This is a genomic window from Winogradskyella sp. Asnod2-B02-A, assembly GCF_045063645.1.
Lineage (GTDB): Bacteria > Bacteroidota > Bacteroidia > Flavobacteriales > Flavobacteriaceae > Winogradskyella.
This window is the reverse complement of the sequence record NZ_JBEFOG010000027.1, coordinates 566,259-589,175: the sequence shown is the minus strand read 5'-3', so window position 1 is coordinate 589,175 and position 22,917 is coordinate 566,259. Positions and strand designations below refer to the sequence as shown.

15 protein-coding genes are annotated in these 22,917 nt (G+C 32.7%); 3 read left to right on the top strand and 12 right to left on the bottom strand.

The annotated features are described in order from the left end of the window. Nucleotides 1-174: 174 nt before the first annotated feature. Nucleotides 175-1,131, bottom strand: a complete 957-nt coding sequence (locus ACJJVO_RS10630; RefSeq protein ID WP_405573821.1) for an L-threonylcarbamoyladenylate synthase — start codon at nucleotides 1,129-1,131, stop codon at nucleotides 175-177. 44 nt (nucleotides 1,132-1,175) lie between these two features. Further along, nucleotides 1,176-1,325 carry a hypothetical protein gene (locus ACJJVO_RS10625; protein ID WP_170137068.1) on the bottom strand — a complete coding sequence of 50 codons (150 nt, stop codon included), beginning with the start codon at nucleotides 1,323-1,325 and terminating at the stop codon, nucleotides 1,176-1,178. 173 nt (nucleotides 1,326-1,498) lie between these two features. Between ACJJVO_RS10625 and ACJJVO_RS10620 the strand changes: the two genes are divergently transcribed. The 3 genes from ACJJVO_RS10620 to ACJJVO_RS10610 all read left to right on the top strand — a co-directional run bounded on the left by ACJJVO_RS10620 (nucleotide 1,499) and on the right by ACJJVO_RS10610 (nucleotide 4,972). Beyond that, nucleotides 1,499-3,130: an ABC-F family ATP-binding cassette domain-containing protein gene (locus ACJJVO_RS10620; RefSeq protein ID WP_405573817.1), complete on the top strand. Its 1,632-nt coding sequence runs from the start codon at nucleotides 1,499-1,501 to the stop codon at nucleotides 3,128-3,130. Nucleotides 3,131-3,274: 144 nt separating this feature from the next. Then, nucleotides 3,275-4,444 (top strand): lipase family protein, encoded by a 1,170-nt coding sequence (locus ACJJVO_RS10615; RefSeq protein WP_405573814.1) that lies wholly within the window; start codon nucleotides 3,275-3,277, stop codon nucleotides 4,442-4,444. 162 nt (nucleotides 4,445-4,606) lie between these two features. After that, entirely contained in the window at nucleotides 4,607-4,972 is a 366-nt protein-coding gene (locus ACJJVO_RS10610; protein WP_405573811.1) for an endonuclease domain-containing protein, read from the top strand. Nucleotides 4,973-5,189: 217 nt separating this feature from the next. On the opposite strand, the gene ACJJVO_RS10605 is transcribed toward ACJJVO_RS10610, so the two are convergent. The 10 genes from ACJJVO_RS10605 to ACJJVO_RS10560 form a co-directional block, all read right to left on the bottom strand. Then, nucleotides 5,190-7,487, bottom strand: coding sequence for a DUF2357 domain-containing protein (locus ACJJVO_RS10605; protein ID WP_405573809.1), 2,298 nt, complete (start codon nucleotides 7,485-7,487; stop codon nucleotides 5,190-5,192). Between the two features lie 3 nt (nucleotides 7,488-7,490). Beyond that, nucleotides 7,491-9,449, bottom strand: coding sequence for an McrB family protein (locus tag ACJJVO_RS10600; RefSeq protein ID WP_405573807.1), 1,959 nt, complete (start codon nucleotides 9,447-9,449; stop codon nucleotides 7,491-7,493). A gap of 4 nt (nucleotides 9,450-9,453) precedes the next feature. Beyond that, nucleotides 9,454-10,665 (bottom strand): DNA cytosine methyltransferase, encoded by a 1,212-nt coding sequence (locus ACJJVO_RS10595; RefSeq protein WP_405573805.1) that lies wholly within the window; start codon nucleotides 10,663-10,665, stop codon nucleotides 9,454-9,456. Then, nucleotides 10,646-12,067: a hypothetical protein gene (locus ACJJVO_RS10590; protein ID WP_405573803.1), complete on the bottom strand. Its 1,422-nt coding sequence runs from the start codon at nucleotides 12,065-12,067 to the stop codon at nucleotides 10,646-10,648. The genes ACJJVO_RS10595 and ACJJVO_RS10590 overlap by 20 nt, the downstream gene beginning before the upstream one ends. Further along, a complete protein-coding gene (locus tag ACJJVO_RS10585) occupies nucleotides 12,067-13,275 on the bottom strand; it encodes a DNA cytosine methyltransferase (RefSeq protein ID WP_405573801.1) in 1,209 nt (402 codons plus the stop codon). The genes ACJJVO_RS10590 and ACJJVO_RS10585 overlap by 1 nt, the downstream gene beginning before the upstream one ends. Nucleotides 13,276-13,323: 48 nt before the next feature. Next, nucleotides 13,324-16,176, bottom strand: a complete 2,853-nt coding sequence (gene polA / locus ACJJVO_RS10580) for a DNA polymerase I (RefSeq protein WP_405573798.1) — start codon at nucleotides 16,174-16,176, stop codon at nucleotides 13,324-13,326. A 468-nt stretch (nucleotides 16,177-16,644) separates the two neighbouring features. Next, nucleotides 16,645-17,883, bottom strand: a complete 1,239-nt coding sequence (locus ACJJVO_RS10575) for a T9SS type A sorting domain-containing protein (RefSeq protein ID WP_405573796.1) — start codon at nucleotides 17,881-17,883, stop codon at nucleotides 16,645-16,647. 269 nt (nucleotides 17,884-18,152) lie between these two features. Continuing rightward, the gene (locus ACJJVO_RS10570) at nucleotides 18,153-19,901 is read right to left on the bottom strand and encodes a hypothetical protein (RefSeq protein WP_405573794.1); all 1,749 of its coding nucleotides are present in this window, start codon (nucleotides 19,899-19,901) and stop codon (nucleotides 18,153-18,155) included. Between the two features lie 290 nt (nucleotides 19,902-20,191). Then, nucleotides 20,192-20,893, bottom strand: coding sequence for a LytR/AlgR family response regulator transcription factor (locus tag ACJJVO_RS10565; RefSeq protein WP_405573792.1), 702 nt, complete (start codon nucleotides 20,891-20,893; stop codon nucleotides 20,192-20,194). 9 nt (nucleotides 20,894-20,902) lie between these two features. Further along, nucleotides 20,903-22,687 (bottom strand): histidine kinase dimerization/phosphoacceptor domain -containing protein, encoded by a 1,785-nt coding sequence (locus ACJJVO_RS10560; RefSeq protein ID WP_405573789.1) that lies wholly within the window; start codon nucleotides 22,685-22,687, stop codon nucleotides 20,903-20,905. Nucleotides 22,688-22,917: the final 230 nt, after the last annotated feature.

Below are 22,917 nucleotides of genomic sequence, written 5' to 3'. Positions count from 1 at the left end.
TTAAATTTAGATTAATAGAAAGTGAGGTCTAATTCGTAAGTGCTTTTGCGTTGCTTATCGTTTTGAATTACATTAATCTAGCTTACGAAATACCTACTATTTGGAAGACCATTTTTTAAGTGTTTTTTCTTTTAAAAATGATGATAAATACAATCAATTGATGTTAAAACCGATTTATTTGGTTGCTCTAGTCAATCTGTCATTTATAGATTTACCCAAGCCGTAATTTGGAAATTCTTCAGCAATAATAATATCGAGATGCATCTTATCTAATTGATGAAGCACATCATATAAATTTGATGCAGATTCGGCTAAATCACCAGATGCTGAAAGTGCTATTTGAACCTCAATATTAGGATTATCAATTTCAGACTGAAACGTTATGAGTCCAATACGTTTGTTTTTATGAAGTTTTAATGCCTCTAAAATACTATCTGTTAAAATCGTTTTTGTCTTAGGAGCGTAATGACGTGCCAACATTCCTGGAGCATCAGGACTCACTTCTTTGGTGTTTTTAATTTCAATGTTACCAACAATGGCTTCAATCGCTTCAATAGCGGTTGAACCCAATCTGTAAATCACAGGCTCATCACCTTCAAAACCAATAATGGTAGATTCAATGCCGCTAGTACATGCACCACCATCTAAAACCATTTTAATATCATCTTTAAAATAGGTTTCTACGTGTTGTGCTGTGGTTGGACTAATACTACTAAATGGATTGGCACTTGGTGCTGCTAATGGAAAATCTAATTGATTTAATAATTCTAAAGTTGTGGGATGATTTGGCACACGAACAGCAACCGTATCTTTTCCACCTGTAATTAAATCAGGAATAATCGCTTTCTTTTTTAAAACCAACGTAATTGGTCCTGGCCAAAAGGCTTCTGCTAATAATTGGGCTTTTTCAGGAATATAGTCTACAATATCAGTAAGTTGATCAATAGACGGAATATGAACAATAAGCGGATTAAAAAATGGACGCTTCTTAGTTTCAAAAATCGACTTTATCGCTTTTTCACTATAGATATTTCCTGCTAGTCCATATACTGTTTCTGTTGGAATAGCAACAATGTCTTCAGCCGTTAAAAGCGCAATAGCTTTTGATATGTCTTTTGAAATGATACTCATAATCTTAAAATACAGCTGCAAAATTACTTCAAAATCTAATACCACTAAGATTTAAGACGCTTATTTTTATTTTCCTGTTTTTGTTGATAAAGCGCATAACCTAATACCGCCATTTCTAAACCTAAAATAGCAATTTTGGCTTTCTTGCTTTTGGTTAATGCACTTGTTAATCCTAATACTTTTGTGATAATCATAATGGTTTAATTTAATGTAAATGATGAATTTCTCTTAAAATTAATTAATAACGAGAACAAAAATTGACTGAAATGCTATTAGAATTGACTGAAATAAAACGTTATATAAATTTATTCACAATTAAAAATAATGACTTACCATTTAGTAGTTTTGCAACTTCAAAATTCATAAAATGATTTCAGTAGATAATTTAGCGGTAGAATTTAGTGGTCACACCCTTTTTAGTGATGTGTCTTTCACTATAAATGAGAATGATAAAATTGCCTTAATGGGTAAAAATGGTGCGGGAAAATCGACCATGATGAAAATTATTGCTGGAGTTCAAAGTGCTACTCGTGGCCATGTGAGATTTCCTAAAGATGCTGTTATTGCGTATTTGCCACAACATTTGCTTACAGAAGATAATACCACTGTTTTTGATGAAGCGTCTAAAGCCTTTAAGCACGTGTATGAAATGCGTGATGAAATGGAGGAGCTTAACAAGCAACTAGAAACGAGAACAGATTACGAATCTGATGCCTACATGAAAATCATTGAACGCGTCTCAGATTTAGGTGAAAAATACTATGCTTTAGAAGATGTAAATTATGATGCTGAGGTTGAAAAAGCCTTAAAAGGTTTAGGTTTTAAACAAGAAGATTTTACTAGACAGACCAATGAATTTTCGGGAGGTTACCGTATGCGAATTGAACTGGCGAAAATTCTACTTCAAAAGCCAGATTTAATTTTATTAGATGAGCCAACCAACCACATTGATATAGAATCGGTGATTTGGTTAGAAGATTTCTTAGTTAATAAAGCCAATGCTGTATTGGTAATTTCGCACGATCGCGCATTTATAGACAATATTACCAATCGTACTATAGAAGTCACTATGGGTCGCATTTACGATTACAAAGCTAATTACTCGCATTACTTGCAATTGCGAGAAGATAGACGTTTACACCAAATAAAAGCCTACCAAGAACAGCAGAAGTTTATTGCAGATAATATGCAGTTTATTGAGCGTTTTAAAGGTACATATTCTAAAACCAATCAAGTATCGTCACGTGAGCGTATGCTTGAGAAACTAGAAAAAATAGAAATTGATGAAATTGACACATCGGCTTTACGATTGCGTTTTCCGGCTACGCAACGTTCTGGTGATTATCCGGTAACGGTTAAAGATGTTTCTAAATCTTATGGTGATCATGTGGTATTTAAAGATGCTAATATGTCTATTGCTAGAGGTGAGAAAGTGTGCTTTGTAGGACGAAATGGAGAGGGGAAATCTACCATGATTAAAGCCATCTTAGGCGAAATTGATGTAGAAGGGACTTGTGCTTTGGGTCATAATGTTAAAGTAGGTTATTTTGCCCAAAACCAAGCCGCTTTGTTAGACGAAGACTTAACTATTTTTCAAACCGTAGATGATGTTGCTAAAGGAGATGTAAGAACACAGATTAAGAGCATCTTAGGTGGTTTTATGTTTAGAGGAGATGATATTGAAAAGAAAGTGAGCGTTTTATCTGGTGGAGAAAAAACCAGATTAGCCATGGTGAAACTCTTGTTAGAACCGGTTAACTTATTAATTCTCGATGAGCCTACCAATCACTTAGATTTAAAATCTAAAGATGTCTTAAAAGAAGCGCTGCAAAATTTTGATGGTACGTTAATTTTGGTGTCTCACGATAGAGATTTTCTACAAGGGCTTTCTAAAAAGGTGTTTGAGTTTAAAGAAAAACGCGTTATAGAACACTTTGAAACTATAGATGATTTCTTGGCTAGAAATAGGGTAGAGAGTTTAAAAGGTTTGGATTTGTAAACACACCATAACAGGTTTTATTTTCATCTTATAATTAGTAAACTAATGAGGTCTAAATATTTTTTATTCTAAAAACTAATTTTGGAATCGTTTTTGTAATTTGCTTGAGTACAATAATTTATTCGATTTTAAAGTTATTTCTGTATGAGAGTATTAGTATCCATTCTATTTCTATTTCAAACTATCTTTTCGTTTGCACAGTTAGATTCTGGTTTTAATACCAATGAAGCTAAGCAAACTATTGCCATGTGTAATAGTTTCAATTTTATAAAACAATTTGATTCTGCTCATGGTATTATTCCTGAAGGCTTTACTTTGAGTTATACGTCAGATGTTTTAAGCATGGATAATAAGTTTCAGGTGTACGATAATGGTAAAGTTGGTATCATTAACTACAGAGGTTCTACTAACAAAGTGATTAGTTGGGTAGAAAATTGCTATTCGGCAATGATTCCTGCAAAGGGACGTATTACTATAGAAGGCAAACCCTCTGAATATGCATTTTCAAATGTTAACGATGCAGCCGTACATGCTGGTTATGGTTTAACCATAGTTATATTATCTGAAACCATAAAAGCCCAAATAAAAGCCTTAAACTCTAAAGGGATTTATAATATTATAATTACTGGCCATAGCCAAGGTGGCGCCTTAGGGACGTTAACACGTGCTTATTTAGAACATTTACCAGCTGGAGAATTATCAGAAAAGAATACCTATAAAACGTATGTGTACGCACAACCTATGTCTGGTAATAAAGAATTTGCCGCAGACTATAACACTCAATTTAGTGATGAAGGCACAAGCTACTCTATAGTTAACCCGAAGGATCCAGTGCCATATTTGCCTGTTAATTATGAAGAAGAAACACTAGTGACTAAAGATAAAATTAAGGGTTGGTTATTTGGAGAGGAAAAATTTAGTGCAAAGGAATTAGGTAAAAATGCTTTTATAAGATTATTTGAAGGCGGACTTACCAGTTATGTAAAGAACAGTAACTCCCTAATGAATAAAATTCTTGGATTACAATTAGGCAAAATAGAAATGCCAGAATTTGTAAGAGATATTAATTATTACCCTACAGGAGAGCTAAAAGAAATAGAGGCTTTTGAGTACCCTAAAATTGAAGTTGATGTTAGTGACCTCAATGAAGACGAGCGAAAAGATTTTACACAAGGAGACGACGGCAAGTGGTACAAAACAGAAACGAAGTTTTTTCAGCATAGTGTTTATAATTATTATGTTGGTCTGCTTAAAAAATGGGATACAACGTCTTACCACAATTTAGATATGACCTATTTGGAATCTGATTTGTAAATAATGCTGCTACAGGATACTTTATTTATATATCTGAGGTTGACCCGAATTAGACCCGAAGTTAACCCGACTTAGATACGGGTGAACTCTTCATTTGATGCGAGTTGAAATACCGAGTGTAACTTTATAAGGTTGTGAAAAAGAAGTTAGAAAGTCTGTAAAATGAAAAACAAAATCATTCCATACAATCCAGAACTTAAGGAACTCGCTAGACAGTTAAGAAAAAATAGCACCTTACCAGAAGTATTACTCTGGCAACATATAAAACAGCGTGCATATGGTGTTCAGTTTCATAGACAGGTTCCAATGCTAGAATATATCGCTGATTTTTATTGTCATGAAATTCGGTTGGTGATTGAAATTGATGGAGATAGTCATGAGCATCGTTTTATATATGATACCAAACGAGAAAGTGAATTAGAGGCTTATGATGTTACTTTTTTAAGGTTTTCTAATGAGGAGGTTAAAAAGAATATGTTTAGTGTGTTGTTGGTTATTGAGGAGAAGGTTAGGGAATTGGTTGGTTAAGTTGGGAAAACACCCCTCATGAGCTACGCTCGGTATCTTCAATGAAAATATATTTTCATCTCAATAATCCTCAAGGGGACAATCCTCACCAAGAAGCATAGGTGTAAAAATTAAATTTATTTTACCATTACCCAATCGATAAACCCTATGAATATTCTATTTTCCTTTATCAAATGTCCCCTTGAGGGGACTTTAGGGGTGTGAAAGAGAATTAGTATTAAAACACTTTTGAATTAATTAACTCGGTTAAAGTTGTTGTAAAAGGTTTTGCAGAAGCATTACCTGAATTGTAGTTTTTTAGTTTTTTGAAATCCCAATTATTATTTCCAAATTCAGATAAATCTACTTTTTCTAATTCAATAACTAAATAATAATCTTGTGAAGGGTTGCTGTATCCTTTTTTTATTAAATTTTCTTTTGAATATACTTTTGGGCCTTTGCTTATAATCTTCCATAAATCACCAGATGATTTTTCTCCATGCGTATGTAATAATAAATACTTAGCAGAAACAGTTCCCTTGTCTAAAATTAGAGAACCATTACCTGAACCCATTCTAAAATTATACATTCCTTTTTTAGTAATCCAATCATATTGCGATTGGTTGTTATAAAACCCAACTAAAACATACGTTTCATCTGGAATAATTTTTTTGCCATCAATATATTCTGGAATTGGTTCTGAAATCTCGTTAGGATTATCATTTTTGTAGATGTGAAAACTCTTGTTAGCTATATTTTCACGTTGTGACGCAGTGTTTAAGAAGTGTTTTAAAACGTCTTTGATGAAATTTTCTAAATGAATAGTTTCATTTGTATTCTCTGTAGGTTTTATTGGAAAAGCTCCTAAACCAGGAAGAACTTCGTGAAACCCTCGAATAGGTTTATTTGTTTCTCCAGGATATAAAACATAAGCACCACTTGTACGCCTAATCGCATCTTTATAAGCGTGCATTTTTAATAAATCTGCATTTTTATAAATTCCTTTTAAGTTTTGTTTTTTCTCCTCGTTTAAAGAGTTTTCTGTTTGTTCTTCTCCTAATATTTGATTGATATTGGCAACCTTGTATTTCGCATCAAAATGAACATGAACAATTTGTTCCGTAGCTTCAGCTTCAGTTTCTTTCAGCTTCGTTGGCCAAATAGATAAGGTATAATCTGGTCTTAGCGTTGTTGTCCAACTCCCTGTTTTTGAAATGTCATGAGTTCCACCATTAAAACTTCTGTTGTAATTAAACCTAATATTTAAATGTCTATTTGCTTTAGTGTATGCACCTCTTAACGCAGTTACTTTTCCTTGTTTAAGCTGTAAACTTAATTTATCCTTAGATGGAACAATTAGCTTCTCTAATTCTTTTGGTTCGATTTCAAAAATGTGTTTTAAAACATCTAATAATTTAAAAAATAGCCAATACTCGTATAAGGTAGCAATGTCCTTTTTTCCTCCACTATACACTTCGTCTCCACCATTCCATATTAATTTTGCAGCCAAATCAAATTTTAACCACACCTTTAAGACTTCGCGATATCCTTCTTTTTTTTGAAGTGTTGGACTGTTTAGTTTTAAAGTGGTTGGTCTTGAAACTTGCTTAAATAAATCATGTTGCAAATGTGTTTCTAATTTTTCCGAAACAATATCAGCTTCTTCTTTAAGTCTGGTTCCTGCATTTGGATGGTTAGCGATATCCATACAGAATTTTAAAAACGTTTCTAAAGCATGTTTTATAAAACGGTTCTCAGAAGTATCAACACTTTCAAATTTTCTATAAGACTCTATTTTGGTTGCAACCGACTTAATGCCTTTTTTGTATAAGGGATGTGTGTTTTTGAGTTTTAATCGATTGTCAGAATTTATTAGCGACCTTAATTCTGAATTTTTAAAACGTTTAATTTTTCTTGCATCAGTTAGTTCTGCTTCTTCTGTCCAGTTTGTAGTTGGACTTGTAACAATACGTTGAATAGCATCTTCAAAATCCTCAGAGTTTATTATAGAGCTCACAAAAGCAAAACGTTGGTATAAGGTTTTATTGTCTGTGTTGAAGTCGGTTTCAAAAGAATGAGTTACAGGTGAGTTGGCTTGAATGATTAAATCAGTACATTTTGATGTAATATCATTAAGCATGTACTGATAATCTTCTCTGTAGCTTGTTTTCTTAGACTGCACTTCTAATTGTAAATCCCATTTCTTATTAGGATTTTCAGTGCTTAAAATCTGTAGTGTTAATGTGCCAACAAAAATGTTTGGTGCTATAACTCCAATATATTCTTTTCTTTTTCTGTTTTTTACAATATTGCTTTGGTCACTACAAAATAGGCGATAGTCTTCTGCAATATTTTCTTTTTTGTGTGAGAATTCAAAATCATAAAAACAACCTTCTTTTAGTTGATAGGTTGGTTCATGCGCATAAAAATTTGTGGTATCCACCTCTATATCGCCTTTTTGTTGAGCATCGATACATAAGTATAAACCATCTTCTATATAAGATAAATCTATTTCTATGGATTGTTCTTTATCCATTTGTTAAGCTTCTGCATAACTTGCAAAACCATTATCTAAGGCACCTTTATACATTCTTGTGATTTTTTCTAAGGATAAAGGATATAAAACCTTTTCATTTCCTTTAAAAACTATGGTTTCTTTATTGTTTAAAAAGTCTTTTGAAACATCTGTTTTTTCTTCAACGCACAACGATGCTAATACTTCTAGAATAGGACATAATTTACGTCTAGAACCATGCAGTTTTGGTAATAGTTTTTGCATAATGGCAATGTCTATTTTTGTGTCTTCGTGCATAGTATTATCTAAAGTGGTTAACTGATTGTATAATCTGTGTATTTCTGTTGCAGAACGATAACCGAATTCTGCGCCTGTCTTCTTTAATTCTTTAAAAAACAATACTAAGTTTTTGTTTAGCTCAGTTGTATCCGTTTTTAGAAAATCTTTATTAGAAGCGATGCTTATAAAATCTTCTCCCATTGCAGCACCTTTGTTATTAAGCTTGCTAAAATCTATGTCGTTAGGTGCTTTTAAAAATGCGGCTATATCATCTCTGTTAACTCTAAACTCAATAACGTTGGCTCTATCTAATACTTTAGGACTGAACATATAAGTTGTTTCATCTATATTAACGGTCCCAACTATAAACAAGTTGCTTGGCCAATCTAATTGAGAAGGCACATTATTTTTGTTGTTTTCTGAACTGTGTAGTTTAAGGATGTCTTTAGATTCCATAACGCTTAAAAAGTCTGCAAAGTAACGCTCTACATGACTTAAGTTCATTTCATCTAAAATTAGAAAATAAGGTTTGTTTTTGTTTTCTTCTTTATTGGCTTCTATAAGTAATTTTAAAGCACCATTTTCAGGTAATATGTATTCATCATCATTCAACGCATTTACATAACCTAACAAAGGTTCTCTGTTAGTCCAATCTGCTCCAACAGGAACAATGCAATATTGGGTTTTATCTTCTGCAATCCATTGTGCAAAAGCTTGGGCTAATTTGGTTTTACCAGAACCCGATAAACCACTTAATAGTACGAATGGTTTTGTGGTTAATGAAGCGATGTATCTTGTTATTAACTCTGGATTGTAGCTTAGGTTTGCTGTTTGGCAGGCTTGTTGGAAGGTTGATATTTCGAATTTAAATTGTTCTATATAGGAATTAGCTATTTGAGACTGTGAATTAGACGTTTTTTCTTCTTCTAACTTCTCATTTAAAAACTTAATATAATTTTTATTGCCAATTATCGCTCTTGGTCTGTGATTTGATTTGCCAGCACTATATTCATAAAACATGCCTTCTTTTAATGATAAATTATCTTCTAATTCTTTAATAAAGGATTCCAGATTAATTTCATTAATTTCAAAAATCTTAGAGTCAAACTCTTGTTGATAAACTTCTTCAGCTTTTTCTAACTCACTTAATAATCTTTCTCTACTTGATGAAAATTGACCTGAGAAATAATTATGACTAATACCATCTTTTTTGATGAACCACTCGATAAATTGTTTTTTTAAATTTGTGAGATTCGGAATAAAATCTTCCGACGAATCAGCTTTTTTAGCAATATCATTTATTATAATTTCATGATTACCGTGTTTCAATATATCTTTGAAGCTTTTGTATGTGTCAAAAGATTTAGGAATAAAATCAAACTCAAAAAAATCTTCTTTCTTGTATTTAAAAACTATTATGTCGTCAATATTAGCTTTGAGGTCATTTCTCAGAAATTGTTTTAATTCTCCGTCAATTCGTGACTCAGTGTCAGGATTCGCATATAAGCGAGTAGTAATTTTTATACCACTTTTACTTATAAAAGGAGATTTTGGATTTTGCACTTTAAATTCAAAAGTAATCTGCCTATAAGGATCTGGAGTGTTATAATTGAATTTGAAAAAAATATTAGAAGGTTCTTTTGTGAAAGCAATTTGCTTGCCATCCCTCAAATCTTGTTTGAAAATATTTCTAATATAAATCATAATCTCAATTGTTAGAATTTGTTAATCCACTATAAACACTTTCTGCGATTTTTTTTGCCATTATTGGAGGAACCGCATTTCCAACTTGCATATAAGTTTCTTGTTGATTGCCAACAAAAACGAAATCGTCTGGGAAGGATTGAATTCTTGCAGCCTCTCTAACTGAGAGTGTCCGTAACTCTGTAGGGTGGATATACATGTAACCATCCATACCAATATGAGCTAAAATAGTCCAAGATGGATTTTTTAGCACTAACCTCTTTAATCTATCCTTGAATATATCTTCTCTAAAGGGTAAAATTTGTCTAACTTCTTTTGGTAAATCCATATAGATGTCACCTTGTTTCATATGAGCAAATACTTTTTTTGCTCTCTCATTAGACATTCTACATATATTATTTGCTACTGTTCCATTGGTATTTGCACGCATTAACTTTTGATAAGAATCTAATCTTTTATGTTGAGAATATTCACATTCATTTATTCTCCAATTATCAGTGATATTTGGTAAATCAGAAATTGCACTTTTAACATTTACGTGAGGTTTCAATGTATTAACATCAATATCATCATTATTTGGATTAATGTTAAAATTTGAGCCTTCATACCAATGTGTTATTTTAGGGTATTTGAATTTATAGCCTTTATGGTGCCCAACTAAAATCATTCTTCTTCTATTTTGCGGAACTCCATAATTAACACTATTAAGAACTTTTACTTCTTCAACAATTGTGTATTCTGGTAAATCACGTTCAATGATTTTTTTAACTTTATTAAATGTTTCACCTTTATATTTAGTTAAAAATTGGGGAACATTTTCCATAACAAATATTTTTGGATTAAAATATTTAACATATTTCAAATAATCCATAAATAAAATATTCCTTGGGTCTTCAGTAATACAATCACCTTTACCTTTATTTACGGATTGTATTTTAGCATGACCAATTGTACTAAATGTTGGACAAGGTGGACCTCCAATAATCACATCTACTTCTTGTTTCCCAATTAACTTATGAAATTCTTCAGGTTCAAAATTTCTTATATCACTATGAACAGAAATAGAATCTTTAAAATTTAATTTATGAGTTTCTACTGCTGCTTTTTTATTATCTATTCCTCCAATGCACTTGAATTTACCGGACATTTCAAACCCTTTAGCAAATCCTCCTGCTCCACAGAATAAGTCAATAAAATTATATGTTTTGTTTGGCATGATGTTTAAAGTATTGAGCTGTTTCTTCTTTAAAATAATTACATTTCTTTTCTTCCAAATCTGTAATGTATTTTTTTAGAGGCTCTGTTGTTTCTTTGTTTTCTAAATTACTAAATATTAATCCTTCATCAATATAAATATATCCTTCTTCATAAATTTTATCGCATCCTAAATGACATGCTGGCATAACTACATTTAAATCTCTCTTCTCATAATCAGAGCAATCTTTTCTCTTTTTTATATGGGCAGCTGCCAAAAATTGAATTGGATAATCTTGATCACATATTGCACATATTCCTGATTTTTTATTTTTTAATAGATAAGTCCGGAGAATATGCTGTTCGGTTCTTTGTCTTGTAACTGTTTCTCTTTCTAAAGAGGTTAACCTTTTTAATTGTCTTTCAATTTTTAATTTTCTAAATAACTCTTCGTCGAACTCTTCAGGAATTGGTTGAACTTTAGAGTAAATATTCTTCAGTCCTTTATATAAATCTACGTTCTCTAGCCAATTGTTTACTCTATTAATATCATATAGATATTCTGAATAATCATAGCATAATTTACTATTTCGTTCGCTTACATTTCTATCAAACTCAAATACTTCTCCAGAATTATCTATTAATGAGTCTAAAACATTTATTAAATTACCAATCGGTTTTAAACCAATAAAAAAGTCTGGTTGTTCATTATAAAAACTATTATCATCAGTTAAAATAGATGAGTTTTTTAAAAACCCTTTTGGATAAGATAAATGTGTTTTTGTTCCACTATTATCTTTAATATCTAGAAATAAACCCCAACCATTGTCTCGAATATCTAAAAGTTCATTAGTTAGCTTTCCTATTGATTTTAAGTTGTAATTTTCAGCTTTTGTATTATAAAAATGATAACCAAACCAATAGAATTCTTCGTTTGAAAAATAAGATTGAGTAGAATCAATATTATATAATTCTTTTAAAAGAGCAAGTATAATTTGATACGGTTTTGTATACGGAAAATCTTTTCTAATATTTTCTGCATTTAAACCTAAATTGTTTATTGTTCTATTTTTGGTTACAATTGGATGTGGGAATTGCCATTGGCTTAATAAATAATCAAAAATAACTTTAGCAGGTTTTTCATCATCATTATCAAATTTTTCAGCAACAAATTCTAGTAAAGCTATTTCACTAAATCTATTTTTTGTATCTAACTTTTTAATTCCTAAAAAATTGATAATTGTTATTATCTGATCCCAATAACGTTCATTTGTTTTATTATAATAATCTAAACATTCTGTAGTAATCGCTGCGCGATTATATTCTTCACCAATTATAGTTTGTATAAACCCAAAATGGTCGTCTTCTGAAAACAACGTGCTTGGTTTCAATTGTCCAACTGATGGAATGTTAAAGAATATCATTATATAAATTGTTTAATTGCTTTTGCAATTTGTTTAGCCATTAAAGGAGGAACTGCATTTCCAACTTGTTTAAATTGATTAGTTCTAGAACCAACAAATTTAAAATCATCTGGAAAAGATTGTATTCTAGCTGCTTCTCTTACCGTAAAAGTTCTTTCTTGTTTATAATCTGGATGAATAAATAAGTTTCCATCTTTATACAAATGTGCTACAACAGTTCTACCAGGTTTAGTAGCAGTTTGAACAGTATACCTATTACCAAAATGTTTTGGGTCATGATGAATTAAATCAGGTCTAACTTCTGCTAATTCTTTTAATTGCCAATTATTTTTACTTAATAATTTATATCTCTCTCTATCTAAATCATTATGTTTCCTTGCAACATGATTAAAAAGTTTAGTAGAGCCATTAGGTCTCATTATTTTAAGATAACTATTCTTTTTTTCTATTTTATGAAAGATTTCTTCTTCTCCTTCACCTGGATATAATTTTGGTAAGTCTGAAATAGCATCTTTAACAGTTAAATATTTTTTAAACCCTAATACTTCATTTTTACTTTCCATTTCTGGACTAAAATGAGTTTTTATTATTGCCTTATAAACATCTTCAGATTTAATATTTAGGTCTTTCCTAACCCCAATTAAAATCACTCTTTTTCTAATTTGTGGTACACCATAATGGACTGAATTTAAAAGTATAGTTTCTCTATCATCACATACTGAATAGAATTCTGACATACTCTCAATAATTTCAGGGAAAATATAATTTCCGTTAGGTTTTGCAGAAAGTAAACCAGAAACATTTTCAAAAACAAATATTTTAGGTTTATGTTTTTCTAGTATTTCCAAGTAAGAACGAAACAAATAATTTCTTGGATCGTTTCTCATAGAATTTTTGTCTTGTGCTCTTCCTACTGAAGAAAAAGATTGACATGGAGGTCCTCCAACTAATACATCAATTTCTGTATTGCCAATAACATTATCAATCTGATTATGTACATCTTCAGAGGTCAAGTCTCCACAAATAACAGCATTTATTATTGATTCTTCTGAATACTTATAATAGCGCATCCTTTCCTTAACTGTTTCGCAAGCTGGGGCGTCAAAGTCAACATGAACGATTGACTTAAAGCCTTCTTGGTAAAAGCCTTCACTAAAACCACCACACCCAGCAAACAAGTCAATAAAAGTAAATTTCTTTTTACTCATTCTTAATTTTTCTTTTTTATAGATTGCTAAAATACTAACAAAATAATATTAATGCGCCTCCAACCAATTCAACCCAGTATCCACCTCAACATCCAAAGGCACATCCATAATAAATGCATTTTCCATTTCTGTTTTAATTAATGTGGTGAGTTCTTCGAGTTCTGGTTTGTAGATGTCAAAGACCAATTCATCATGTACTTGTAAGAGCATCTTCGATTTATAATGTCCGGCTTCTAGCTTGTTGAAAATATTAATCATCGCTATTTTAATGATATCGGCAGCGCTTCCTTGTATGGGTGCGTTAACGGCATTTCGTTCTGCAGCACCTCTCACTACAGCGTTACGTGAGTTGATGTCTTTTAAATACCGACGACGACCCAAAACGGTAGAGACATAGCCATGATCTCTAGCAAAATCGACTTGCTTACTCATGTAGGCTTTTAATTTTGGATAGGTGTCGTAATAGGTGTCAATGAGTTCTTTGGCTTCGCCTCGCGATAAATCGGTTTGGTTACTTAGGCCAAAGGCAGACACGCCATAGATGATTCCGAAATTAACGGTTTTGGCATTGCTACGTTGTTCTCTGGTGACTTCAGCTAATGGCACACCAAATACTTTGGATGCGGTTGAGGCATGAATATCTTCGCCATTTTTAAAGGCTTCAATCATGGTTTCTTCTTCACTTAATGCGGCAATGATTCGTAATTCTATTTGCGAATAATCGGCAGCTAGTAAGGTGTAGTCTTCGTTTCTTGGAATAAATGCCTTTCTAACTTGGCGACCACGTTCGGTACGAATCGGAATATTCTGTAAATTAGGATTATTACTGCTTAAACGACCAGTTGCTGCAACGGTTTGCATATAATCGGTATGCACTCTGCCTGTAGACGGTTCTACTTGTAAAGGCAAGGCATCAACATAAGTACTCTTTAATTTTGAAAGTCCTCTAAAATCTAAAATCTTCTGAATAATCTCATGGTCTTTGGCTAAATACGATAAGATATCTTCACCTGTTGCATATTGACCTGTTTTGGTTTTTTTAGGTTTATCAACGAGTTTCATGTTTTCAAAAAGCACAATACCTAATTGTTTTGGTGAGGCTATATTAAACTCTTCGCCTGCAGTGGCATAAATTTCTTGTTCAAGATTTAGAATGTCGTTATTAAGGTCTTCGGATAAAGAATTTAAAAATTCGGTATCGAGATTAATACCTTCTAATTCCATAGCTGCTAAAACACGTAGTAGCGGAATTTCAATTTCATCGAATAATTTTTGGGTGTTGGCTTCGCCTAATTCGGTTGTGAAATGTTCTTTAAGTTGTAAGGTAATATCTGCATCTTCAACCGCGTATTCGGTGAGTTTTTCTAACGGCACATCGCGCATGGACAATTGATTTTTTCCTTTTTTACCAATGAGTTCTGTGATAGAAATAGGTGTGTAGTTTAAATACGTTTCAGCTAAGACATCCATATTGTGACGCATGTCTGCATTAATTAAATAATGCGCTAACATGGTATCGAATAATTTGCCTTTTACTTCAACCTTGTATTTGGCTAATACTTTGATATCGTATTTTAAATTCTGACCTATCTTCTCGATATTCTCGTCTTCGAAAAACGGTCTAAACGTTTCTATGAGTTCTTGTGCTTCTGTTCTATCTTCTGGAAAGGGCACATAAAAGCCTTTGCCTACTTCCCAAGAAAAAGCGATACCTACCAATTCTGCCGTTAGTGCATTTAGTCCGGTAGTTTCGGTATCAAAACACACGGACGTTTGGCTCATTAAATTTTTAACAAACAATTTGGTTGCCATACCAGATGCGACGCTTTGGTAAAAATGTGAGGTGGTTTCGGCAGTTTTTCGGGTGAACTCAGATACGGCTTCGGTTGTTGAAGGTTCTGCACCTCCAAATAAAGAGAATTGACCAGATCCTGCTGATTTTTCTTCGGTTGGAGTCGTTTTAGGAGCTTCTTTTGTATCTGCTGTTGGAGTTGAAGTTCCGGCAGATTGCATGGCTTCAGCAGAAAAGGTTTTATTGAAATTATCAATTAAACGTCTAAATTCTAATTCTTGAAAAATCTCGGTGACTTTAGGAATATCTGGTTCAGACATTTCAAAATCTTTTTCATTAAAATCAACTGGCACATCGAGCATAATGGTAGCCAATTGTTTAGAAAGTAAACCTAACTCTTGGTTGGCTTCCACCTTTTCTTTCATTTTACCTTTTAGCTCATGTGAATTCGCAAAAAGGTTTTCCATGCTGCCATAAGCCGCTAAAAATTTCTTGGCTGTTTTTTCACCCACACCAGGTAGTCCTGGAATATTATCGGAAGCATCTCCCATCATCCCTAAAAAGTCAATAACTTGTAAAGGGTCGGTAACTTCAAATTTCTTTTGTACTTCTGGAATGCCCCAAGTTTCGTATCCACCTCCAAAAACTGGTCGGTACATAAATATGTTTTCTGAAACGAGTTGTGCAAAATCCTTATCTGGAGTCACCATAAAGGTTTTGTAACCTTCTTTTTCGGCTTTTTTAGCTAAGGTACCAATGACATCATCTGCTTCAAAACCTTCTTTCACCATGATTGGAATATGCATGGCTTTAAGAATTTCCATAATATAAGGCACAGCGGTTTTGATGCCTTCAGGTGTTTCATCTCTGTTGGCCTTGTAGGCTTCAAACATTTCTACACGGTCTGCACTTCCGCCTTTATCAAAACAAACGGCTAAATGATCTGGTCTTTCGCGTTTAATGACATCTAAAAGTGAATTCATAAAACCCATAATGGCTGAGGTATCTTCTCCTTTAGAATTGATTCTTGGATTTTTTATAAAAGCGTAATAGCCACGGAAAATTAGGGCGTAGGCATCGACAAGAAATAGGCGTTTTTGGTCTGACATTTTATATCATATTTTATTTAAGTGAGCTTTGCAAAATGCTCTTTTTTCATTTCTGCTTCAAAATAAAAATGAACCGTAACTATGGCTATGTTTAATTTTTCTTTCTCGCATCATCTAAAAAAATCATCATTTTTCGTGTAAGCTAACCTAAACAAAAAATGATATTGCGTTAATTTGAAAATTAATGTCACTTAGAACATTGTTGAAAGGCCATTAAAACACTAGGTTTTAAGTTCTCGACTGCGCTCGAAATGACAATGGAATATAATGGTTTGGCTTAAGTAAACCAATAGCCTGCAAATTACAAAACTTAGAACATTTGATGAAAGAATGTGAAACTAAAAATTGAGAATGGTAAAATGGGTTTTTAAGAGATTCTTGCCTAGGCAGAAATAAAAAAAAGAAAGCCGCTCTCTACAGCGACTTTCTTGCATTAAAATTAAATAGTTGTACTAATGTATGTTGGTCTTATTCTATTATAATTCGTTTTGAAATTTGACCTTCTTTAGTTGAAACTTTAAGGATATAAATACCAGATTGATATGGACTAACATCTAAGTTTAATGCTTTTGTTGTTACTATTTTCTTACCTAACATATTAAATAATTCAATAGACGTTATGGCTTGATTATTCTTAAGCGTTATGTTTAACTCCGTAGTTACAGGGTTTGGATATACAGAAATAGAACTGTTTAAATTAAACTCGTTTGTAGAAAGTGCACTGCAATCTTCGCTAAAACCGGTTTGAGAATCGATATCTGTCCAATTTGCTGTGGAATAAGCGGCATCCTCTACCTCAATACACAATAGGTTTGCGTTATCACTAGCACCAAACTCTGAAATGCTTGTATTGTTACCGTTTTTAAGATTTAAGCTCGTAAGTTGGTTACCTTGACAATTTAGTACTAAGATTGCGGCATTATTGCTTAGGTCTAAGTCAATAATATTATTTCCTTCACAGTGAAGTTCTTCTAAAAGCACATTATTATCAATATTTAAAGTTGTAAGTTGATTGTTTCTGCAACTTATTACTTCTAGTAAATTATTGTTACTGATGTCTAAGTGAGATAGTGATGAGTCATTACATTGTAAATCTTTAAGATTAAGGTTGTTACTGGTATCTAAAGCCGTTACTCCCGTAAAACTGCATCCTAAAAAATACAATAATGAATTATTTGAAATATCTATAGACGCTACGTCATTATTATGAAGAGCCAAATAAGCAAGTGCTGTATTATTTGAAACATTTAAGCTCGTTAAATTATTTGCACTACAGCTTAAATATTCTAATAACGTATTATTTGTAACGTCTAAACTTGTTAAATCATTTGCAAGAATTTTCAATGACGTAAGTGCTGTATTGTTAGAAAGGTCTATGCTTGTTATATCATTTCTATCACAATTTAAAACACTAAGTGCTGTTAAGTTGCTAACATCTAAACTAGAAATATCATTGTTAACGCACCAAAGTATTTCTAAAGCTATGAAATCTTCAATACCTGTGAGATCTGCTATATTTTTACTATTTATTGATAAATCCGTTATAGTATTAATATTCGCTGTAGGTACTGAGCCATCTATAGTCCCAGAATCATATCCTAGATCAATTAAGGCCTGTTCAAAGTTAGAATCTGGAATAGCGGTTGGCTGAGATAGAGAGATAGAGCTAAAACATAAGCATAAAGTAAATAGTAGTAGTGTTTTCATATGTGGTTTTTTTATTGTTTTTTTAAGTCACATGGTACATCCATATAACCATTGTCTTATGTATCAAAATTTAGTTATTGATGGTTCGCATTTTAAAGTTCTATAGGTTTAAGCACAGCCTGTTTTAAATAAACTATACCTTATTTATAGATTGGGTATAGTTCTAAATTACTGATAAAGTGAATATTGTATAGGTATTTTTAGTGAAATGCGATTTTTTTTAGTGAAGCCTTTGATTCAATTTATTTTAAAGAATAAAAAGGGCATATTTAGTTTTCATACATATAAACTGCACCTGAACTAGTAGCACTGTTATTTGTTTGATCACCGCCAACGCCTGTTGCATTACTTTTTTCTCCACGTGCACCAACAACAAGTATGTTACCATCATTACTTAGACTCGTGCTTCTCCCAAAGACATCATTTGTATCTGTATTAGAAGCTTTGATATAAGCTTTTGGCGACCAAGTAAGGCCAGAAAGGCTATAGATATAGACGGATCCAGAACTACTAACACTATTATCTGCTTGATCTCCATCAACGCCTGTTGCATTGCTATCTTCTCCATTTGCACCAACTACCAGCGTATTTCCATCAGCACTAATACTAACACTTCCACCAAAATAATCAAATGGATCTGTGTTAAAAGCTTTAATATAGACTTGTTGCGACCAATTAGTTCCAGACCTAATGAACACATATACCGCTCCAGAATTAAATGCATTATTATCTGATTGATCACCGTTTATATCTGTTGCATTGCTATCTTCTCCATTTGCACCAACTACCAGCGTATTTCCATCAGCACTAATACTAACACTTCCACCAAAATAATCATATGTATCTGTGTTAGAGGCTTTAATATAGGCTTGTTGCGACCAAGCGGCTCCAGACCGGCTGAACACATATACCGCTCCAGAAGCACTCGAACTATTGTTTGCTTGGTTTCCATCGATGCCTATTGCATTGCTGTCTTCCTCACTTGCACCTACCGCAAGTGTGTTTCCATTAAAACTAATACTAACACTTGTGCCAAAGTAATCATCTGTATCTGAGTTAGAAGCTTTAATATAGGCTTGTTGCGACCAAGTAGCTCCAGACCGGCTGAACACATATACCGCTCCAGAGTAATAAGCACTATTATTTGATTGATCACCGCCAACGCCTGTTGCATTACTACTTTCGTAATTTGCACCAACTGCCAGTGTGTTTCCATCACCACTTATACCAATACTATAGCCAAAATTATCATAAAATTCTGAATTAGAAGCTTTAATATAGGCTTGTTGCGACCAATCAGCTCCAGATCGATTGAACACATATACCGCTCCAGAAGCACTCGCACTATTGTTTGTTTGATCACCGTTTATACCTGTTGCATTGCTATCTTCTCCATTTGCACCAACTGCCAGTGTGTTTCCATCACCACTTATACCAATACTCCAGCCAAACACATCTCCTGAGCCTGTATTAGAAGCTTTAATATAGGCTTGTTGCGACCAAACACCTGCATTTTTAAAAAACACATATACGGCTCCAGAATTAACAGCACTATTATCTGTTTGATCACCGTTTATATCTGTTGCATTGCTATCTTCTCCAGATGCACCAACTACCAGCGTATTTCCATCTGCACTCAGGACTATAACGGATCCAAATTTATCACTTGTACCTGTATTTGATGCTTTAAAATAAGTGTCTTGAGATTCATAGTAAGTAATTTGGCTTTCTAATGTTGTAGAACCATCTCCTTTAATTTCCATACAAGTCCAATTTCCATTAAGATAAAAACAAATGGCACTCTTTGATAAATCATATACTAAAGTGCCGTTTGCAGGTGGATTGCCTTGGCCGTCGGTAACATTATCTATAGATGAAACTCTTGGTATTACAACGCCTGTATCATTTGTAGATACAATATCTAAAGCACCTTGTGGTGTAGTGGTGCCTATGCCTACTTGGGCGTTAATTAAGAAGCTAAATAAAATGAATGTTAGGGTAATTGTAATTTTTTTCATGGTCAATACAGTTTAAGGTTTTGCTGTAGTATAAGACATTAGCCAAGAGCACATAACAATAATGTATGCCTATAAAACAACGTAGGTTTTACCCCAAGTTATTGGTAATCTGTATGGTGTACCGAAATTTTTAGTGAAATGCGATTTTTTTTAGTGAAATCAGTTTAACCCACTTTATGTATTAGAACTTCGTTATGAGGCTTTTAGATGCAATAAAAATGTAGTATAGCATTATATTTTCAGTAGCTAGAAGCTGTAATAGATTTTCTAATGGAAAAAGCGGGTTTAATCTAAAGCAGTAAATCTTTTATATCTTTTTTATAGGTAGAACTTAACGGCACGTCGATATCTTCAACGACTACGGAATCACTCTTAATACCCTTAATTTTTTGACTGTTAATAACATAAGAGCGATGTGATTTTTTAAAAATAGCAGCGTTTAATTTTTCAGCAGTATGCTTTAATGTATGTGGTACAAGATATTCTTTATCTAAAGTTATAATATAACAATAGTTGTCAAAAGCTTTGAGATAAAGTATGGAAGCTTGGTTTAGTTTTATACGTTCGCCTTCAGAGCGTATTAAGATATATTCTTCTTTTTCGAGGGCTATTTTATGCCAAGCCAATTCAATATTACTCAATAAGCCAGAATCTGTAAATGGCTTTACCAAAAAACCTAAAGGATTAGTTTCCTTTACGCGTGCCAAAGTGCTAGGGTCTGTTTGTGAGGTAATAAATAAATAAGGAATATTAAGTCTTTCTAAGGTAATGGCTAAGTCAACACCATCTTTTTCTCCTTGCAGATTAATATCTAGGAGTACCATATTGGCTTGTTTGTCTTGTATGTGTTTTAAGGCAGAGTCATAATCTTCACTAATACCCAATACTTTCATACCATAAAATTCTAATGCCATTTTTGCGGTTTCAGCAATTAATGGCTCGTCCTCTACAATATATATTCTAATAAATTTATGGTCTTTGTGAGCTGTCATCTTAAAAAATTATAAAACGGTAAACCTATTTATGGTCAGTTGTGCTATGGTACCTTTGGGTTCGTTATTAGAAATAGTGAATTCGCCTTTCAGCTTTTTGGCGAGTGTTTTTATAAGTTTTAATCCAAAAGAATTTTCATTAACCGTACCATTTAGTCCTACGCCATTATCAGTAACTATAAGTAGGAGTGCCTCGTCTTTTCGTTTAAAAGAGATGGTTATTTTATTATTAACGGTTTCATTTTTAAAGGCATGTTTTATAGTGTTAATTAATAACTCGTTTAAAATTAATCCAATAGGTGTAATGGTTTCTATATCTAAGATTAAAGATTCTAGGTTAAATATACAGTCTATTTTTTTGTCGCGATATTCATGACTCTGAATGACATCGTTAGTAAAATCTTCTATATATTCTTTAGCGTCTATACCTACAAGTTGGTCTTTACTATATAATTTTTGATGTATTAACACCATAGATCGTACACGATTTTGGGCTTCTTTAATCGCAATTTTAGCCTCGCTGTTTTGCGCTGTGTTGGCTTGATAGGATAATAGTGACGATACCATTTGAAAACTATTTTTTACACGATGATGTGTTTCTTTTAAAAGGATGTTTTTTTCATCTACGGTTTTCTCTAACATCGCTTTTTGCTTCGCTAATAAAGCATTACTTTTTCTGTTTTTATAAAAGAAAAAACCAATAAGTGTCGCAATTAAAATACCGCTTATAGCCAATACCGTTAGTAATATCTGGCGCTGTTCTGATTTGTCTTTTTCCAATTCAAGGACTTTGAGTTGTGCATCTTTTTTTTCGGTTTCAAACTCAATTAACGCATCTGCCATATTTTTATCTTGCGTCTTGGTTAGCACACTATCTTTTAATTGCTGGGAAACTATAGATAATTTAAAGGCCTCTTCAAAGTTGCGTGTTTGTGCATAATAGTCTGCCAGAGCATTATTGGTTTCCATTATTTGTTCGGTATACTTTATCTGTTTTGCAATGGCATTTCCTTTTTTTAAATAAGGCAAAGCTTCAACGTATTTTTTTTGATTGGTAAGTGCTATGCCTATACCAGATTGAGCCACAGAATGTACAATGGGGAATTTTTCATATGGTATTAATGCCATGGATCTTTTATAACTTGCAATAGCCTCATTATTCTTTTCTAAGGGTAATTGTGAATTTCCTAAATTCATTAACGTGGCTCCTGCGTTAATCGAGTCCTTTTTGTTTTCAAAATAAGAGAGTGATTTTTTAAGTACTATTTCGGCCTTATTAAATTGTTGATGTGAGTTATAATGTACTCCTAGGTTACTGTTAGCACTAGACATCCATACACTATCATTGGTCTTTGCAGCAGTTTCAGCGGCTTTGATAAAGTATTCTTCCGTTTTATTGGCATCACCTCTAATATTATAACTTGCCGCAAGATTGTTATACACTTGTGGTAAACGTTTATTATCCTCATTTTTTTCTAGTAACCGTATAGCTTCTAGGTAGTTTGAAATGGCATTTTCATAATCTTGATTAGCGTGTTTAGCCATGCCTCGATACATCAATGCATCTGCTTTGTTTTCATACGTGGGCACTGATGTTGTTATTGAGTCAAATAAAATAGTATATGCAACGGCCTTTTCAGGATTAGAATAGACCAATCTTGATATTTTTTTACCAAGTAAATCTAATTGACTCTGGGTATTTTGAAGCGCATTTAATTCATTATAAATTGAATCTTGTTGTCCGTATATCAATAGTGTTGTGAAGCAAAATAGAAATGTGAATTTCTTAATCATATCATCTGATTTAGTGAAAGATAGTTAAATATGAATTTTATTTATGATGAAACTAAGCATTTTTAGTTAAAACGAGTTTTTTTTAGTCAAAGCAGATTTTTATTGTTTTTTTCGTTGGAATTAATCAGACTCGTTTTAAGTCTGTTTTCTTCTTTAATACGAATATGAGCGCTTTTGACCTCTGAAGTTTTCATAAAATAACACCTTAAGGTAATTGAGATAGCTGAACT

What these genes read in the sequence shown, in the direction of transcription:
- ACJJVO_RS10630 (WP_405573821.1), bottom strand. Translation starts at nt 1,131, where the DNA reads ATGAGTATCATTTCAAAAGACATATCAAAAGCTATTGCGCTTTTAACG.
- ACJJVO_RS10625 (WP_170137068.1), bottom strand. Translation starts at nt 1,325, where the DNA reads ATGATTATCACAAAAGTATTAGGATTAACAAGTGCATTAACCAAAAGC.
- ACJJVO_RS10620 (WP_405573817.1), top strand. Translation starts at nt 1,499, where the DNA reads ATGATTTCAGTAGATAATTTAGCGGTAGAATTTAGTGGTCACACCCTT.
- ACJJVO_RS10615 (WP_405573814.1), top strand. Translation starts at nt 3,275, where the DNA reads ATGAGAGTATTAGTATCCATTCTATTTCTATTTCAAACTATCTTTTCG.
- ACJJVO_RS10610 (WP_405573811.1), top strand. Translation starts at nt 4,607, where the DNA reads ATGAAAAACAAAATCATTCCATACAATCCAGAACTTAAGGAACTCGCT.
- ACJJVO_RS10605 (WP_405573809.1), bottom strand. Translation starts at nt 7,487, where the DNA reads ATGGATAAAGAACAATCCATAGAAATAGATTTATCTTATATAGAAGAT.
- ACJJVO_RS10600 (WP_405573807.1), bottom strand. Translation starts at nt 9,449, where the DNA reads ATGATTTATATTAGAAATATTTTCAAACAAGATTTGAGGGATGGCAAG.
- ACJJVO_RS10595 (WP_405573805.1), bottom strand. Translation starts at nt 10,665, where the DNA reads ATGCCAAACAAAACATATAATTTTATTGACTTATTCTGTGGAGCAGGA.
- ACJJVO_RS10590 (WP_405573803.1), bottom strand. Translation starts at nt 12,067, where the DNA reads ATGATATTCTTTAACATTCCATCAGTTGGACAATTGAAACCAAGCACG.
- ACJJVO_RS10585 (WP_405573801.1), bottom strand. Translation starts at nt 13,275, where the DNA reads ATGAGTAAAAAGAAATTTACTTTTATTGACTTGTTTGCTGGGTGTGGT.
- polA (WP_405573798.1), bottom strand. Translation starts at nt 16,176, where the DNA reads ATGTCAGACCAAAAACGCCTATTTCTTGTCGATGCCTACGCCCTAATT.
- ACJJVO_RS10575 (WP_405573796.1), bottom strand. Translation starts at nt 17,883, where the DNA reads ATGAAAACACTACTACTATTTACTTTATGCTTATGTTTTAGCTCTATC.
- ACJJVO_RS10570 (WP_405573794.1), bottom strand. Translation starts at nt 19,901, where the DNA reads ATGAAAAAAATTACAATTACCCTAACATTCATTTTATTTAGCTTCTTA.
- ACJJVO_RS10565 (WP_405573792.1), bottom strand. Translation starts at nt 20,893, where the DNA reads ATGACAGCTCACAAAGACCATAAATTTATTAGAATATATATTGTAGAG.
- ACJJVO_RS10560 (WP_405573789.1), bottom strand. Translation starts at nt 22,687, where the DNA reads ATGATTAAGAAATTCACATTTCTATTTTGCTTCACAACACTATTGATA.